The organism is Neobacillus sp. S1227 (genome assembly GCF_055385255.1).
The window spans coordinates 5,323,854-5,341,308 of sequence record NZ_AP038276.1; the positions used below are offsets into that span (position 1 = coordinate 5,323,854).

Below are 17,455 nucleotides of genomic sequence, written 5' to 3' on the forward strand. Positions count from 1 at the left end.
CCCTTCTCTGCCATAAATAGCTATATTACTTTATAACCAAAGCTGGCTAAAAATATTTTACATCGAGCGTTACGACCAGCTTTTCCAGTTTCCTACCGGATCAATGGAGGCAAGCCGCAGCCAGCCGTTCTTGACTTTTTGCTGAAAGGCCCGGTCTTGATTCAACAATCGTTCCACATATTCCTTTGGTGCCTGGATGACTACCAGCAGCCTTAATGGTGCATGATAGACTGTTTCGTCCGATTGCATCACGGACTGCCATGGGAGTCCGGATAATAAATCGCTGGCGTTCCCCTGCATCACGCCGATTCCTGCTGTCACGGTTTGGGTGGCTTTATTTCCACTGCCATAATAATGAGGCGCAACGGCCGATGCGTAATATTGCAGATTAATCATTTGGCAGACCGTTCCCGGCCCAGCAATGATACCGCTAAGCAGCGAACCGCTTTTATCCTTTTTCCAGTTATAGTTATGAAGAAACACTCTTCCCTCGAGATTGCACGCCTCGGTCAAGCTTCTCTCCCCGATCACAAACGCCGCATTGCCTGCCAGTCCCCATTCTGGACGGATCTCACTCCAATCCTCAGCAAGCCGCTCTGCTTCAGCTTTTGGATTTTTCAAGCTGCCTTTAAGACCAGGCAATTCCCGGATTCGCTCAAGGACAGCCTGCTCGCTCACTTTTGGCAGTGCCGCCTGGATTTGTGTATATGCTTCTTCAGCTTTATCCGAAAGTTTCGGAAGATAAACCCAATGCAATTCATCAAGTGTGGTAATATGCTCGGCCGCCGCAAAAACGGTCTCCTCCGGAATAGAAATCCCTCTTGCTTTGAGGGACTGCCTGACATTGGGGAGGTTGCACATCTCCGCCAGCACCCGCGCATTAAAAGCACTTGATGCCCCGCCGCACGCCCCGCAGTCGAGCGAAGCAGCATATGGATTATTGGTGCTGTGGCTTCCGTGCCCGCAAATGACCACGAGTGGCGCGAAATGTTCGGTGAGCCCGATCGTTTTTAACGCCTGCTCCACATACTGCACTTTCTCTTCTTCTGAAAAACCAACCGGGATCTCCGTTTCAGGGTCCTCCATACGGTCAAGCGTCAGCTTCACATCCGGTTTCCTGAACCAGGTGTCACGCAGTTTCTTGAATGTGCGCCCAGCCCTTCTTGGTAAAAAAGTTCGGCCCAGCGTCTGCATACTAAGCCATGGTCCGCTTACCTCCGGCAGCAATAGGCTGGCAAGCAGGTTGTGCTTCATGGTTTTAAAGGTACCTTTTAGTGAATGGACCGCCTGTAGCCGCTCGTGAAATGGTTGGTATTGCGATTCAAGCAGGTATTCTTTTACCTTGAATTGCGGTTTGGACAATACCGGCAAAGAAGGATGGCTATGTTCGCTATCCAGTTTGCAGGTTTCAATCGGCAAGCCGAAAAACCCGGCTGCCCCGAACGTTTCGAAGCCATCTGTCTGTTCCAGTTGGCGACGGAAAGGCTCTGACCTTACGTCGATGCAAAAAACAAACTGTGCCAATGAAGGCGACTTAGGCTCAGAGGACAACCGCTGCTTCGAGACGATTTCTTCCATCAATTGCTGTTCATATGTTTTTTCCCAAGCTTCCATCCAAAGTCTATTACGGACCATTTGATCAAACTGCCAAGCGAGGTTCAAACGAGCTTTTTGTTCACCAGGAGGCAATTGCGGCCATGCCATGATGGGGAACTTCCCCCAATGAAGCCAGGCAGCAATTAACGATTCCAAGAGCACGCCCTCTTCCGTTCCTTGGGTGGGTATAGGAAGATATGGCTTCATCAATAGTTGCTCCATTGAAATTCTTACTGCCAAATAGTCAGTTAGCAAGGAGCTTTCGTTACTATGTTGCTGCGAGCGCCAAAGCATCATTCCCGCCCAGCCTGGCAGGGCCAGCAAATGAGCTTCTAGATATCCTCTAGTCTCTGAAGGGTGGATTCCTAAATGGGACAAGGCCTCATTTAAAGCAAAATCCGCTTCTTTCGGCAAATTTTTGATCTGTCTGCGTTCCTCAAGCGATAAGGCCGGGTCTAAGGAAGCCATTCTCCGCCATGCCTGGTAGAAGCCTTCCTCGCGGTTTGGCATTGACCAAACAGCCTGGGACTCATCCAAGAACAATTTACACCATTTAATTAGATGGCGGTTGAGATCCCGCAACACCGACTCACCGCCTATCTGTTCGAACCGCTGACTAAGGGTTTTCATGGATTGCCTTGCCTTCAAATGGTACTTAAAGCCACTGAGTTTATTGGCCAATCTTTTCACTTCGGGAAGTGCCGTCAAATCAGTAGATGGCTGCTCCTTTGTTAGTGCCGCGCGGCAAAACTGCTCCGCATCAGTGAGCGGGAGTCCCAAAGAGTGCTGCTCAAGCCATTTCCGCACCCCTTCTTCTAAAAATTTCCCATCAATTTCGCCTTGATCCAGTGCCGATTTTAATACAGAATCATGGGGAAATAGCTCGATATCACAAATATCTTTGAAACGGCGTGCTGTCTCTTCAAAGGATTGCCGCTCTAAGCCGGCCCAGGGGCTGCGTGCCGCAAACTTGCTGATCGGGCCGAGCGGCGCGATGACGTCGCTCGCTGCCTTTACCAATTCATGAATATCAAGACTAAGATCTTCCTGTACCTCTTCCCACTGTAATGGTTTGGCTAATGTCGTTGCCATCTGAATGACCTCCTATAAGACAAGTATGTGGGATGACTTTCTACTAAATCTTTGTGAGGCTCGCCCAAATGGACAAGCCAAAGATAAATAACCGTAAATGCCGTTGAGGAGTGATGGTGCGCAAGCCATAAGCCAAAAGCGCTGCCACCGAGCAAGAGTAAAAGGACCAAGATAACGGCAGGTGCAGGTGGCTGCACACCTGATAGAACCGTTTCATGTAACAGACCGTCTAAAAGCGAGTGGATGAATGTAAACATGATGACCGCTCCCGCAAGGAACACAAGCCCTGCAACCCGGCCAATTCGGCCTGCCCCGAAGGCAACGAGTCCGACCCAAGCAAAGATCACTGACCAGCCCAAAATGAGGGTGCTGATGATGTGATAACCCTCCCCACCGGAATTCAGCCAATAGCCAATCGACAAAATGAGACCTAATGCCACTCCTGTGATCGTCCACAAAAAGGGAAACGGACGGCCCTTGAAGGAATGAGTCTCCTGGTGCTGGATGGCAGATCCGGCCTGTAGAAAAAGACTCGCTTTAAAAAGCCCATGTAGTACTGCATGAATAATCGCTGCCAAATAGGCGCCTAAAGCACACTGGATCAGCATAAATCCCATTTGGGCAATGGTGGAGCCGACCAACTGCCGTTTATAGTCGACATGGACCAGCATAATACCGGTCCCCAGCAGGACGGAAATGCCGGACAGAACAAGCAGAACTAGCTGTGCTGAATCGCCGCCGTTAAAAAGCGGTGCAAAACGAGTAAACATCAGACCGCCGGCATTGACGATGCCGGCATGCATGACAGCCGAAACCGGCGTTGGAGCCACGACCGAGTCTAGCAGCCAGCGCTGGAAAGGAAACTGTGCCGATGGAATGATCATCGCCACAATCAATAGGAGGCTGATGCAGGTCCTCTCCCACGATGCAAGTTGAGCAAGATTACCTTTTTCAAGAACAGCCGATAATTGCCATTGTCCTGTTGTTTGTGAAATCCAGATTACTGCTAACAGCAGAATAAACCAGCTGAGTAAAAATATCCGGCCTGATGAGGCAGCTGCTTTTCTGGCCACCCGCCACTCCTTATTTAGTCGGATCAGCTGGGTCAAGCCTAAAAGGGTCACTCCCCAGCAGACCAGCAGAATGCGCAGATCATTGCTGAGCCAAACAAGGGTGTCGGCAAACGTAGTGAGTGTCAGCAGCGTAAAATATTTTCGGTAAGCGCGATCACCGAACAAATACCGAAGTGAATAGCGCTGCACAATGACACCAATCGTCAGGACAAAAAGGGCCAGAAGTAATGAGAGAGAATCGAAACGCCAAGGCCCATACATCACACTTCCGTCGTGTTTGCTAGAGAACAGCCCCCACATGGCGGCGATTGGCGGCACCGAAATGATGGCTATATGATATCGAACAAAATGTACGGGGACCTTTTCCCACAGCAGGAAAATGGCGCTTACCATGGAAACGGCTAGGATAATAAAAAATGCAGCCGGTAATGAAATGAGCTCCAAATAATCGGACATCCTCGCTCTCTCCCTCTCAGATTTTGATAATATAAATCTTCTAGTTTTTAAAAAACAAAAAAACCGGCAGTCTCTAAATTTAATGGTCATACTACAACCATTAAACTTTGAAGATTGCCGGTTTACCTTTAACTTCCCAATCGGGCTTTTAAATAGTCTACCTTAATCGTATATTATTCATTACGTATTTTTGATTTCTACTTCTATAGGATTCCTTTTTCATAAAAGCCAATAGATCATTATTAACCATATGCTAAAGTTCTATATTGAAAGAAATCACCTAAACACTATAATCACGTACTAAATATTACTATTTGGTAAAGATTCTGTCAAGTGACGCTTCACCCAATACTTTAACTTCTTTCAAATTCGGGAGTGCGGTCATTGCTCCTTTTTTGGATGCGGCGAGGCCGCCGGATATTGTAGCGAAGTGAACGATTTTCTTCAATGTGTCCTCCGGGAGGGTGGCAAGATCCTCCACCCACTCATTAATCCCATACAGTATTCCCGATACAAAGGCATCGCCGGCACCGGTGGTATCGACTGCCTCGACTTTCATTGCCTGGGTCTCAATGTACACATGCTTTGCAAGGGCGATGCTTCCTTTTTCACCTAAAGTAACAAGAATCAGCGGGATTTCATACTGGGAAAGCCATTTTATCCCTTCTTCAATCCCCTCGCATTCTGTGATAAAAACGAGTTCTTCTTCGGAAATTTTTAAGATGTCTACCTTATCTAGCATCGAAATGATTGTTTCCCTTGCTACAGCTTTATCCTTCCATAAACCTAAACGCAAATTAGGATCATAGGAAACGAAAAGCCCTTCCTGTCTTGCAAGATCAACAGCCTTGATAGTTGCACTTTTTGATGGTTCACTAATTAATGAAATAGAACCGAAGTGAAGGATTTTATGTTCTTTGAAAAAACAAGGATCTATTTCTGCTTCGGATAAAAACCGATCCGCACTTGGATTAATATAAAATTCAAAACTCCGTTCTCCATTTTCAGCTAGCGTGACGAAAACAACTCCTGTACGGGCTTCATTTGAAAAAATCATATTCGTCACATCGACACCGTAATCTAGCAATGTTTCTTTTAAAAATATCCCTAATACATCATTTCCTACTTTTCCAAGAAAAGTAGATTTTGCACCCAGCTTGGAAACCCCAACTGAAACATTCGCAGGAGCACCGCCTGGACTTTTCTGGTAAGTCGAATTGGAATCATCTAAAGGAATAAAATCAATCAATGCTTCTCCTAAACTAATAATACCTTTTTTCATGTTACCCTTCCCCTCAATGCAGGATTTCTGCTTTTTTAAGAAAATTCATTTTTCAAGAGTTCCATCACCATTTCTTCGTCAGGACCGTCCACTATTATTGTGAAGCGTGCTTCCTCTTCTAAGCCAAGCTTCAATAGATCAAGAACGCTGTTTCCTAAAGCCATTTTATCGTTATATAGAACGGATACCTTGCTTTCATGTTTTTCAACGATATGAACAAATGAAACAGCTGGCCTTAAATGGAACCCGAATTTTCGCTTCATAATGAAATCCCTCTGCACCATTTTTCAGCCCCCTCTTTATTCTAGTTCCACCTGATCGTATAGAATCTGTAAAACTGAAATAAATTTCTCACTGGAACTTTCTTCTCTCAATTTATTGATTAGGAGTGGATCGTCAATCATTTCAGCAATAGCCGAAAGTAATCTGACTTGGATCTTGCCACTCCCAGCGATTCCAATTAATAAATAGGCCTTTTCTTCATTGAAATCCACACCCTGGGGAAACTGGGCGATGACCAGCCCGGCCTGTTTTACAAAGTTGCTTTTACTATTGAATCCATGTGGAATCGCAACACCATTTGCGAGATAGGTAGGATAGATTTTTTCCCTTTGGAGCATTTCATCAAAATAGCCTTGTTCAATGAAACCTAACCCAGCCATTCGATGCCCCACAATCCTGATGGCTTCCTCCCTCGTTTCAGCCTGGCATGCTAGCATGATTTGCTCTTTTCTGACCGCTTGTCCCTTTTTCCCATCTAATAGTTTGACTAATTGTCCATAAGCATTTTGGTCAGTATAGGATTCTAGAGAAAAGAGAGGGATGCTTGGATAGTATTCACGGCATTTTTCGCTCATTCGCTTATGGGTCACAATGAGACCAGTGTAATTCGGAACATCCTCTATAGCGGAAAAATGAACCGGAACGGTTAATCCATTTGCTTTCAATCTTTTTCGAAACAATACGGCGCCAATAACACTTGTCCCCATGCCAGCTTCGCATACGAAGGTAATGGAATTTATTTTTGTGTATTTTAGTTTTTCTTGAGCGATGTTAATGATTATTTCCCCTTTTTTATTTTTTTCCACACCTCAATTTTAGCAATATTTAGACTAATTAAGCGGCTTGAGATGGCAAAGTTTTGTCAAAAAGGAAATATGTCATGAATGAATTGGGGCGCGCGGATAATATTGAGATATCCGCGAGTAAATCCCACCTATCCGCGGCTAACCCCCGCCCCATCTTGTAATTGCTTCAGCAACTCGTTGTACCCTTTCATATCTGTAAAAGATTTAAGTGGATAGCAGATCTTTTCAGGTGCCGCCTTTTGAACAGTGGAAAATAACTTCTGATGGCAAATAACAAGATCTGCATCTGAAGGAATTTCATCTATAGATGCATTTCCCACTTCAATGGCCAGATTCGCCTGTACAAGTTTCTTCCTTAACATGGAAGCCCCCATGGCACTTGAGCCAATCCCTGCTTCACAAACAAAGAAAATGGTTTCAACCTTTCTCCTGCCTATGAAGGAATCCTCCGGTTCAGCTATTTCCCTTTTTAAAGAAGAATCCTTCATCTCACTTTTAATTAGCTGCTCATCCCTCTCTAAATGGTAAAACTCTAAAATGGTTTCCCGATTATCCATTTCAGTCGGTGAATCGGACACCTGTTTTAAAAGAAGGATACTAAATAAAAAGGAAATAAGGGCTGAAAGAATCACACCTAATAGGATAAAAAACATATCTTCCCTTGGTGCGAGCCCAACAAATAATAAGATACTTCCCGGTGATGGAAGAGCTACTAGGCCGACATCAAACAGCTGAAAAGTGAACACTCCGGCCATTCCGCCTAAGATCAGCGGCAGGATGAGCAGTGGTTTCATTAGCACATACGGAAAATAGACTTCATGAATCCCGCCAAAAAAGTGAATAACAGCGGCAAGTTTTGCCCCTTTTCTTTGTTCAGTTTTTGTTTTTAACCAATACGCTAGAAGAATCCCTAGACCAGGTCCTGGATTGCTTTCTAACAAGAAGAAGATAGACTTTCCTAACTCCCTCACCTGCTGAATTCCTAAAGGGCCCAAAATGCCGAAATTGATAATATTATTAAAAAATAGCACCTTGGCTGGTTCAATGATGGCGGAAGCTAATGGAAGCCAGCCGGAATTAATGACTGTTTCTAATAATTTAGTAGACCACTCCATCCCCATCGAAAGGGTTTGTCCTACGTAAAGAAAGCAAATAATCGTAAAGACAATCGCAATGCCTGCTGCCAGAACATTTCCTAGGAGTAATTCATAGCCAACACCAGGCAGCTTCTTTTTTACAATCTCATCAAGCTTATTTATCATCCACCCCATCAATGGACCGATCACAATCGCACCGAGGATGGCGGGAGTGGAGCTAGACAGGGTTAACCCATATGTCACAACCGCCGCAACCACTGCTCCACGTGGCCCGCCTATTAATTTCCCGCCTGTATAACCAAATAAAACAGGCAGGAGCGTGTTATAGATAGGATTCACTAAAAGTAAAATACGGTCATTATACCACCATCCATAGATCCCAAAGATTTCATGAATGATACCAACAGCTATAATGACAGTGATATTTTTGTATATGATTGCGCTTAGCAATTGACCTAATTTCTTCATTGCCCCTAGACTCCTTTTAGGGCACGTGCGGCTTGAACTTTATATGCTGTTGATAAAACTTCCTCTAGTTTAGTTTGTACAACATCATTCGCTGCCTCTGTCAGCACGCTGACAAATCCTTCATCAATAAGCATGGCGCTGATTTCGCTGATCATTTCAATATGTTCCTTTGGCGCACTTTTGGGTACGGCTAATAATAGGACCGTTTTGATCCATTGCTCTTCTTCATCATCATTCTGCCATAAAACCGGTTTTTCCATCCGAAAAATACTGACCAGCAACTGTTTGACTCCTTCTGACTTGGCATGGATCATCGCCAAATCCCCCAGCACAAAACCGCCCTGCTTTTCCCGTTGTTCCAAGCTGTAGAGAAGTTTCTCATAGTCCGTTACGGGCTCCGAATCCCTAATCTGATTCAAAATTTCTGCAAGTAAGGGCGGTCTTGTTTTCACCTGATGGCAGATGTGCAAATTCCGTAAAATCTGGATCATTCCTTCTCCATATTTGGCAAGGGTTATAAGGGATGGAGACTCAACAGCGGGAACATCAGGGGCTTTTTGCGAAAGCCTTACATCCCCCACCTTGGTCAGGGCAATTTGTATTCTCGCAAGATCTTCCTCTTGCAAAAAGGGGGTTACAATCACGATATTTTGAAGAGGAACAGCAGGAAGATTCACCGTTGAAATCACAAGATCGATATCGGAATCCAGCCATCCTTCGAGCTTATTTACTGAGATAACTGCCTCCACATGAACATCGGGCATTTCAGTTCGAATTCTTGATGCCAGGTAGGTGGAGGTTCCAAGCCCGCTTGCACAAACCACAATTGCTTTATATGCTTTCTTCAACAAATCCTTCTTTCGAATAAGGGCAGCCCCTATGTGCATGGCTAAGTATCCTACCTCATCATCGGGAATCACATATCCAGTTTTTTCTGATAATCGTTCACACACCCTTTGACAGGCAGTATAAATGTCAGGATACCGTTCTTGTATTTTTTCAAGCATGGGATTATGGATTTGCAAACCATGTTTGAGCCGGTTAAAGGCTGGAGCAAAATGTGAAACTAGACCTTCTGAAAGAAGTTCATCTCCTCCAAATGATTCCCCAAGATAATATTCCATTCCCCTGATAAAGCTTTGCGTTAATTCAATCCAGGTAAACTCTTCACTCCCATCGTTCATCACTTTTTCTTCATTCACGAACCTTGCCCCCGCCAAATGAAGGGCTATATAACCCACTTCGACTTTTGGAATATGGATCAAAAGGACTTTTTCCAGCTGGGAAACCATTCGTTCAGCCAGTGAGTAGACTTCCGTATCCATTACTCCTCCCTGGATGAATGTTGGTTCCTCAATGACCTCGCCGCTTTGAATCCTTTCGACTGCGAGCATGATATGGACAATAAGATTCACATAGTTTCGGTCAGTCAAATCAACTTCATCTTGTTCATGTAAAGCCTGATGGACAACCCGCTCAACCTCGAGGATTTTGTCCGTCCGAACAAACTTTAATAGGCGATTGCGAATAACAACTCCCAATTTCCCTTGCAAGGCTTCCTCTTCTTTCTTTCCATGAAAAAGCTCCAGCCATTCTTCAAACTTTATATCCTTATGAAGCAGGCGGGACAAAAGTGTTCTCCGATGCTGTTCCGTTCCATCAATATATACACCAATTCCCGGTGAACGCATGAGGGTGATCCCGCCTTTTGATAGCCACGTATCCACTTTGTCCAAGTCACTGCTAACCGTCGTTTCCGTCACACCATATTTTTTGCTAAAGACAAATTGCTTGATTGGCTCTTTCGATAGCAATAAATCATAGGTTATGCCTTCCTGACGCTCTTCAGGGGTATAGGCCGACAGGGTTTTTGCCTGTTCGACAAGCTTTTTTAACTGATCCTTTGCATCTTGCGGTCCCTTTAGCTCAAGTCCAGAACCAATTTTCTTCCCGATTTTTATTCCATAATCATTGAGAATGGTCTTAAGTGCATTTATTTCTCTCTGAATGGTCCTGGTACTTAACTTAAACAATTCCGAAAGCTCTTTATAAGAAACAGGTTTATTGGCGTTCAGTAATGTTCTCAATAGCTCTTTTTCGCGTGAATTTAGAATAGGCTGTTTCATGTTTCATCCTCTTTAGGCTTAATCATTCCCAGTTGCCTGGTTACTTTTTTCAGCAATCTTTTTGACTGCTTCTTTAGGACTTTGCTTTCCCGTAAGCATTCGTGCTAGTTCGGTAAAAATAAACGTATCGACCTGCTGCCACTCTGGGATCTTTGGCCGCATATAGGTATTTTCCTTTTTCCATGCTTCAAATGTAGCGTTCATTGGCAATAGGTTTGGCATTTGCTTTGATTCAGGTGTTCCATATTCCATCCCTTTTTTTACATCGGGCAACTGGTAAACGGAATGCCGTGTCGGTGTGGATCCGCCCAGGTCCGACTTTAAAATCATATATTGCAACTGCGGGGAGGTTGCCCACACCAAAAAAAGCCAAGCTGCTTTTTTCTCTTGCTCCGTTGCAAAATGGTTAATTCCTATCCCGGTTCCCCCAAAGGCATTGGCATGCCGGACCTTTCCTTTCGGCAGGATGGTCCATCCCACCTTCCCCGCTATTTTAGATTCGCTTTTATTTTCAAATAGTGCTGAATACTCATGCCACTGCGGTGAAAGGGCAAATCTCCCTGCTGCAAAAGCTTCCGCAGCATCGTACCAATCATAGGAGGCGCTTTCAGGATCAGCAATCGCAAGCAATCGATCATAAAATTCGGCAGATTTTATGGCTATATCCGTGTTCATCGCGGATTTTCCAGGTTTCGTCGTTCCAAGGAAATTGGGATCTTGAATGGTGAGATAGTCCCCGCCATTTGCGGCAAGAAGATTACTGAAATCATTCATCAAAGAGTCATGCCTTTTTGCTTCATGACCGATACCGTACTTTACTTCTTTAATCATCCCTTCCTTGACCTTTTCATTGATCCACTTCCCAATTTCGTAATATTTCTGCCATGTAAGGTCAGGTCCCGGGGTCCAATCATACCCGTTTTCGCTTATAAATTCAGCTTTGTACTTACTAAATATATCCTTACGATAGGCAAGCAACATCGTCGGAGCGTCATAAGGCAACGTCAAGAGCTTGTCTTTATTTTCAATGTAGCCGACGACATTCAGCTGATTTTGGAAGAAATCCTTTAGGCCTCCTGGGACATGGGGCAATGTTGGCTCCCGATTAAAACGATTTAAATCAGAAAAATATTCTGGATATTTCGCAAGTATTTGGAAGGGATCTGCATAAATAATCTGGTATTTACCAGCTCTTGCATTAAAATCCAGTCCTGTCATTTCAATAACGGTAGGAAGATCTCTTTGCTCAATGTTTACTTTAATCCCGGTTACTTCTTCAAATTTTTTTATATTAGCAGCCAGTGCCGCAGATGGAGGGGTGTTTTCAGAGATCATGTTTAGTTCTACCCCTTCAAATTGCCGCCAATTAAATCCTTCAGGCGCTTCAATTTTTGGAAGACCGTCTACCCATCCTTCAAAAGGGGCTTGAACCAAATGATTGGGGTTCACTTGTTCCTCATTGTTACTCTTGTTAGCTTCATAACCCAATCGGGACGAACAACCCGACAAAATCATCGAGATGATGATAACAATAGGCGTGAAATGAATAGGCTGTTTCGGCACAAGTGAACCCTCCCGATTAATGATGTTCCTTTTAGAAAGGACCCTGTTTACATCAGATTATATCATAGCTGTTTTGCATACAGCGGTTTTAAATGCGAGTAAAGCTCACGGTACATTTCATGGCCCTTTTCATATATTTTTACATGTTCCTGATTGATTTTCGTCTCTGTTCCCTTTTCAAAAAACGATGGGAAATCAGCTGGAGTCCTCCAAACACTTGTCCCCAGTCCCGCAAGCAATGCCGCCCCGTAAGCAGGTCCTTCTCTCTCATCAAATGCCAATAATGGCTGATTGAGCACATCGGAGAGGATTTGTCTCCAAATTGGGCTTTTACTAGCTCCGCCTGTTACATATAAATGTTCAATCGGAACATTTAATTTCTTAATCAGCTCCAGACAGTCCTTCAAGCTATAGGAGACTCCTTCTAAAACAGCCCGGGTAAAATAATCACGTGAATGACGATAATTCATCCCAAAAAAGACACCCTTTGCATGCGGGTCATTATGGGGGGTCCGTTCCCCGTTCAAATAGGGAAGATAAATGAGACCATCTGACCCTGCCGGAACTTCACTAACATTAGATAAAAACTCATCATAGGAAGTGTTTGTGAATGTATCCTTGAACCATTTAAGAGACATTCCTGCTGAAAGTGTCACACCCATGGCATGCCAGGTATTCGGCAGGCAGTGGCAAAACAAATGCAAGGTACTTAATTGGTCATTCGAGATGGCTGGAATGCTTTTAAGCGGAGCAAAGACCGTTCCCGATGTTCCTACGCTAACAACCCCCGTCCCCTCTTCGTAAATGCCGTTTCCAAGAGCAGCTGCTGCATTATCGCCGGCACCGGCTGCAATCGGGATTCCCGCTGGCAGTCCCGTTAGTGATGAAGCTTCTTGCGTGACATGACCGACAACGGTCTGGCTTTCATGAACATCCGGCAGCCATTCAAATGGGATTTCCAGTGCCTCAATGATCTCCCTTGACCATTCCCGCTTTTGTACATCAAAAAGGGATGTACCGCTTGCATCTGTGACATCACTTGATAACTCCCCGCTCAGTTTAAACACGATATAATCTTTCGGCTGCATTATATGTTGGATAAGTGCATATCTTTCAGGCTCGTGCTTTTTTATCCATAGCAGTTTAGGGGCTGTGAAACCTGGGAGTACAGAATTCCGTGTAATGGAAAGAATTTTGTCTTTCCCAAGAATCTGTTCGATCTCTTTACATTCGCCTGCGGTTCGCACATCATTCCATAAAATGGCGGTGCCTAATTCCTGCTTCTCTTTATTTAGTAGGACAAGGCTATGCATTTGTCCTGATACACCAATGGCCTGAATATCCTTCGGGTTGATTCCCGTTTCCCAAATTTGTTGCAATGCCTTGATCACACCATCCCACCATTGAAGTGGATCCTGTTCAGCCCACCCCGTTTGTAAAACCTTGAAATCATAGGCATGATGGCCTGCTCCTAAAACCTTGCCATTAGCGTCAACGACTAATACCTTGGCCCCTTGCGTTCCAATATCAATTCCAAGTAATAATCCGGACTCCATCTTGTACTCCTCCATTTAATGACTAAAATAAAAAGCCACTCCTGTGGCTTTAGGTTGATTCCCCCCTCCTATTTATGCGGGGAGAATCAGCATGACTACAATTTGATTTGAACCTTTAATGTATTGGGGTCTCTCGGCCCTTTGAAAAATTCGATTGTTTCTTCTAACGAAATCTCTTTTGAAATTAAATGATCGAGCTTCACACGTCCTTCTTTTACCCAATGAAAAGCAGGAATAAAGGTATGATTGATGGCCATGGAACCAATCAGCGTCCAATCTTTATTATAAAGCTTAAATGGACTTACATTCACTTGTGCATCCTGGGCTGTTACTCCAAACTGTAAATACTTTGCCGTCTTGCCCATATAATTGAAGGCCTGTTCAATTACCTGCGGGATTCCTGTTGCATCAATGACTACATCGAATCCGTTAGGATAGTGTTCAACACCTAATTCTTCTTCAATGTTTTGACTTAAAACGCCTTTTGTTGCACCCCATTCAAGCGCCAGGTTTAATTTATCCTGTGATACATCGACAACCACAAGCTCAGATGCTCCGGCCATTTTGACGGATTGAACCAATTGCTGGCCCATTGCGCCTGCTCCGAACAAAAGAACACGGTCGCCAACCTGAAGCTGCAAGCGATTCATGCCGTGGACGACACAGGCCATCGGTTCAATAAAAGCAGCTTCGGCGAAAGTCATGGAATCAGGGACCTTTAAACAATTCCTACTAGGGACTTTAACGTATTCCGCCATACTTCCATCACAGGTGTTGCCTAATGCTCCCCAATTTTCACATTGGTTTCCTCTGTTCGTTAAGCAAAACTCACAATGTCCGCAAAATAGGGAAGGATCTGCCGTTACCCGGTCGCCTACATTAAAAGCTGCAACATTTTCTCCAAGCTCGTGGATGACACCAGAAAATTCGTGTCCCGGAATAATCGGATAGGGAGAAAGAAATTCTCCTTTAAAAATATGAACATCTGTCCCGCAAATTCCTACATTTTCAACTTTAATCGTTACTTCATCAGGACCTGGTTTTGGATACGGAACTTCTTTTACCACAGCTGTATAAGGTTTTTCAATGACTAATGCTTTCATTACCTTTCGCCTCCATCTGGATAGATCATTACTTTTAAACTTATATCTTTTTGCGTTCTTGCTACTTCAACGGCTTCCTTGATATCATCCAAAGAAAATTTATGTGTAATGATTTTCTCAATTTTTAGGTCAGAACGACGGAGCGCTTGAATCGCAGCCGGATAAGTATTGGCATAGCGGAATACACCATATAGATCAATCTCGGAATCAATCAAATGAGGAATATCAATCGGGATATCACTTGTAACCGGCAGCCCGACCAAAACTATTCTCCCTCCCCGATTAACCTGTTTGACCGTATCCGATACCGCCCTCTGGTTTCCGGAGGTTTCAATGATGACATCAATTCCCTTACCATTCGTTAATTCTTCTAATCTTTTATTCACATTCTCTTTCATTGGATCGATAACAGCCGTTACCCCCATTTCGAGCGCCAATGCTTGGCGATAAGCGACAACATCACTGGCATAAATCTCCGTTACCCCAAACATCTTCGCCGCCTGAATGGCCAAAAGTCCAATCGGACCTAGACCTGTAACAAATACCCGATCCTCCGGGCGTACCTTGCCGCGTTTCATCGCATGAAAGCCAACCGACAACGGCTCCAATAATGCCCCTTCTTCAAAGCTCATTTCATCTGGCAGCTTGAATAAGAAATCACTTCGAACACTTACATATTCAGCCCATGCCCCGTCAACAGGAGGCGTGGCCATGAAGACGACGTCAGGACAAAGGTTATAGCGGCCGGATTTGCAATACTCACATGTTCCGCACGTCACACCAGGTTCAACGGCGACACGGTCGCCTATTGCTACCTCTGTAACATCCTTTCCTACGCTTACGACTACTCCCGCTAATTCGTGTCCTAGGATGATGGGCTCTTTTACCTCATAGCGTCCAATTTTCCCATGCTCATAATAATGCACGTCTGATCCGCAAATCCCAATGCAATGAACCTTAATGAGGGCTTCATTGTCTTTCGGCTCAGGAATCCCTACATTTTTTACCTCCATTACAAATGGCTTTTCCAATACTGCTGCTTTCATCGATGGCATAGGTTCTCTCCCTCTCTTTCCTGCTCTGTTACGACATTTTTTGATAAAAATCTGGGTTTGGTTTTCAATCGTTTTTTTACCCTTTTACCGCACCCATTGTTAATCCTCTAACCAATTGCTTTTGAGTAAACCATCCTAAAATTAAGACTGGCAGGATAGAGATTGTAGCTGCAGCCGCCATTTTTGCCCAGAACAGTCCCTCTTGCGTCATAAACGATGACATGTAAACCGGAAGCGTCGCAGCGTTTGTATAACTCATGCTGACGGCGAAGAAAAATTCATTCCAAGCAAATACCATCGATAAAAGTGCGGTCGAAATCAAGCCTGGTTTTACCAGTGGAAGGACCACCTGAAAGAAGCATTGTAATCCGGTTGCACCATCAATTTGAGTTGCCTCAATAATTTCATATGAAACGTCGTGAAAGAATGAACGCATCATCCAAATGATTAAAGGAATATTCATAGCTGAATATAAGATAATTAAACCCGTTAAAGAGTCCAATAAATTGGTATTTTTAAAGATTAAATATAAGGGAATAATCACTCCCGCGACAGGTAAAAAGCGGGTGGAAATGAACCAGAATAAAATGTCATCCCCCTTTTTCACTTTATACATCGCTAGAGCGTACGCTGCAGGAACTCCTAATGCTAACGCAATCAACGTAGAAATGATTGTTACTACTGCTGAATTAATGATAAAATCACCAACACCTAAACTCCAAACCAACTCATAGTTTTCTAAAGTTGGAGTAAAGGAGAACGAAGGCGGGACCTTGACCGCTTCCCCTTCACTTTTAAAACCGGTGATGAAAATCCATAAAATCGGAAAGAAAAATAGAAAGGCAATCAAATAAGTGATCAGTGTTAGCCCACCTGAAACAAGCTTTTTCATGATAGTTCCCCCTTGAACGTACGACGTAATACCTTAATCATTAATGTCATCATAATGATTGTTAGAAGAACAGTAATGACACCAACCGCTGTTGCTTCCCCAACATTCCAGCTTTGGAAACCAATTCTGTAAACAAAGAATGAAAGGTTCGTTGAGCTATAACCGGGCCCCCCGGAGGTCGTCACATAGATTTCACCAAATACCTGCAGAATGAACATGAGCCCTAATAAAACAACAACTTCAATATATCTAACTAAATGCGGAATCGTTACATGAAAGAATTGCTGGATTTTATTGGCTCCATCCAATTGAGCAGCTTCTATCAATTCGTGCGGCAGGGACTGCAAACCTGCTAACAAAATAAGCATAAAGAATGGAATCCACTGCCATGATACAATCATGATGATGGCTGCTAGCGGATGCTGTGACAGCCAGTCTACCGGTTTTGTTCCCAGTACATTTGCAAAATAAGCAGAGAAACCAAAGTTCGGATTATACATCATCGTCTTCCAGATAATCGCAGATACCGTTGGCATAACGAAAAACGGTGACACCAGCATCGTCCGAACCAGACCTTTTGCGAAGAACTGACGATTCATTAATAGGGCTATAAGTAATCCAAGGACAAAACATATAATAAGAACAGATATTGTTAATAGAAACGTATTTTTTAAGACTTGATAGAAAGCAGGCTCAGATAATACCTTTGCAAAATTGGAAAGTCCAGTAAATTTGATGCCTCGGTCTGGCCTCATAATATTCCATTCATGTAAACTATAGTAGAGCGTTATAACAAACGGCACCTGTGTGATGACAGCAAGGTAAATAATACTTGGCAATAACAACCTTTTAATCGGAGGCTTATTAAGGGCCTTCCTTTTCGGACTTGTTCTTGTGTTGACATTTGTATTAGGCTGGATAACCCCTTCTTGTTTCATCCTTTCCCTCCTCATTTTTCATGAATACCGATGCAATTTTGCAAAAAGCCATTCTCCAAGCACAGTGCAG

13 protein-coding genes are annotated in these 17,455 nt (G+C 43.9%); all 13 read right to left on the reverse strand.

The window, feature by feature from the left end:
* Window positions 1-69: 69 nt before the first annotated feature.
* The gene (locus ACZ5AE_RS26570) at window positions 70-2,688 is read right to left on the reverse strand and encodes a DUF2309 domain-containing protein (protein WP_464567644.1); all 2,619 of its coding nucleotides are present in this window, start codon (window positions 2,686-2,688) and stop codon (window positions 70-72) included.
* Window positions 2,673-4,217 carry an NADH dehydrogenase subunit 5 gene (locus tag ACZ5AE_RS26575; RefSeq protein ID WP_464567646.1) on the reverse strand — a complete coding sequence of 515 codons (1,545 nt, stop codon included), beginning with the start codon at window positions 4,215-4,217 and terminating at the stop codon, window positions 2,673-2,675. Before ACZ5AE_RS26575 ends, ACZ5AE_RS26570 begins: the two co-directional genes overlap by 16 nt.
* 310 nt (window positions 4,218-4,527) lie before the next feature.
* The gene (locus ACZ5AE_RS26580; protein WP_464567648.1) at window positions 4,528-5,499 is read right to left on the reverse strand and encodes an aminoimidazole riboside kinase; all 972 of its coding nucleotides are present in this window, start codon (window positions 5,497-5,499) and stop codon (window positions 4,528-4,530) included.
* Window positions 5,500-5,534: 35 nt separating this feature from the next.
* Window positions 5,535-5,783, reverse strand: coding sequence for an HPr family phosphocarrier protein (locus tag ACZ5AE_RS26585; protein ID WP_464567650.1), 249 nt, complete (start codon window positions 5,781-5,783; stop codon window positions 5,535-5,537).
* A 15-nt stretch (window positions 5,784-5,798) separates the two neighbouring features.
* Entirely contained in the window at window positions 5,799-6,587 is a 789-nt protein-coding gene (locus ACZ5AE_RS26590) for a PTS sugar transporter subunit IIA (RefSeq protein WP_464567652.1), read from the reverse strand.
* A 128-nt stretch (window positions 6,588-6,715) separates the two neighbouring features.
* Window positions 6,716-8,152 (reverse strand): PTS transporter subunit EIIC, encoded by a 1,437-nt coding sequence (locus ACZ5AE_RS26595; RefSeq protein WP_464567654.1) that lies wholly within the window; start codon window positions 8,150-8,152, stop codon window positions 6,716-6,718.
* Between the two features lie 5 nt (window positions 8,153-8,157).
* Entirely contained in the window at window positions 8,158-10,278 is a 2,121-nt protein-coding gene (locus ACZ5AE_RS26600; protein ID WP_464567656.1) for a BglG family transcription antiterminator, read from the reverse strand.
* An 18-nt stretch (window positions 10,279-10,296) separates the two neighbouring features.
* The gene (locus ACZ5AE_RS26605; RefSeq protein ID WP_464567658.1) at window positions 10,297-11,841 is read right to left on the reverse strand and encodes an extracellular solute-binding protein; all 1,545 of its coding nucleotides are present in this window, start codon (window positions 11,839-11,841) and stop codon (window positions 10,297-10,299) included.
* A gap of 62 nt (window positions 11,842-11,903) precedes the next feature.
* Window positions 11,904-13,397 (reverse strand): xylulokinase, encoded by a 1,494-nt coding sequence (gene xylB / locus ACZ5AE_RS26610; protein ID WP_464567660.1) that lies wholly within the window; start codon window positions 13,395-13,397, stop codon window positions 11,904-11,906.
* Between the two features lie 95 nt (window positions 13,398-13,492).
* A complete protein-coding gene (locus ACZ5AE_RS26615) occupies window positions 13,493-14,500 on the reverse strand; it encodes a zinc-dependent alcohol dehydrogenase family protein (RefSeq protein WP_464567662.1) in 1,008 nt (335 codons plus the stop codon).
* On the reverse strand, window positions 14,500-15,555 hold the full coding sequence (locus ACZ5AE_RS26620) for an NAD(P)-dependent alcohol dehydrogenase (protein WP_464567664.1): 1,056 nt from the start codon (window positions 15,553-15,555) through the stop codon (window positions 14,500-14,502). The genes ACZ5AE_RS26615 and ACZ5AE_RS26620 overlap by 1 nt, the downstream gene beginning before the upstream one ends.
* Before the next feature lie 76 nt (window positions 15,556-15,631).
* A complete protein-coding gene (locus ACZ5AE_RS26625) occupies window positions 15,632-16,447 on the reverse strand; it encodes a carbohydrate ABC transporter permease (protein WP_464567666.1) in 816 nt (271 codons plus the stop codon).
* Window positions 16,444-17,385 carry a carbohydrate ABC transporter permease gene (locus ACZ5AE_RS26630; RefSeq protein WP_464567668.1) on the reverse strand — a complete coding sequence of 314 codons (942 nt, stop codon included), beginning with the start codon at window positions 17,383-17,385 and terminating at the stop codon, window positions 16,444-16,446. The genes ACZ5AE_RS26625 and ACZ5AE_RS26630 overlap by 4 nt, the downstream gene beginning before the upstream one ends.
* Window positions 17,386-17,455 lie beyond the last annotated feature (70 nt).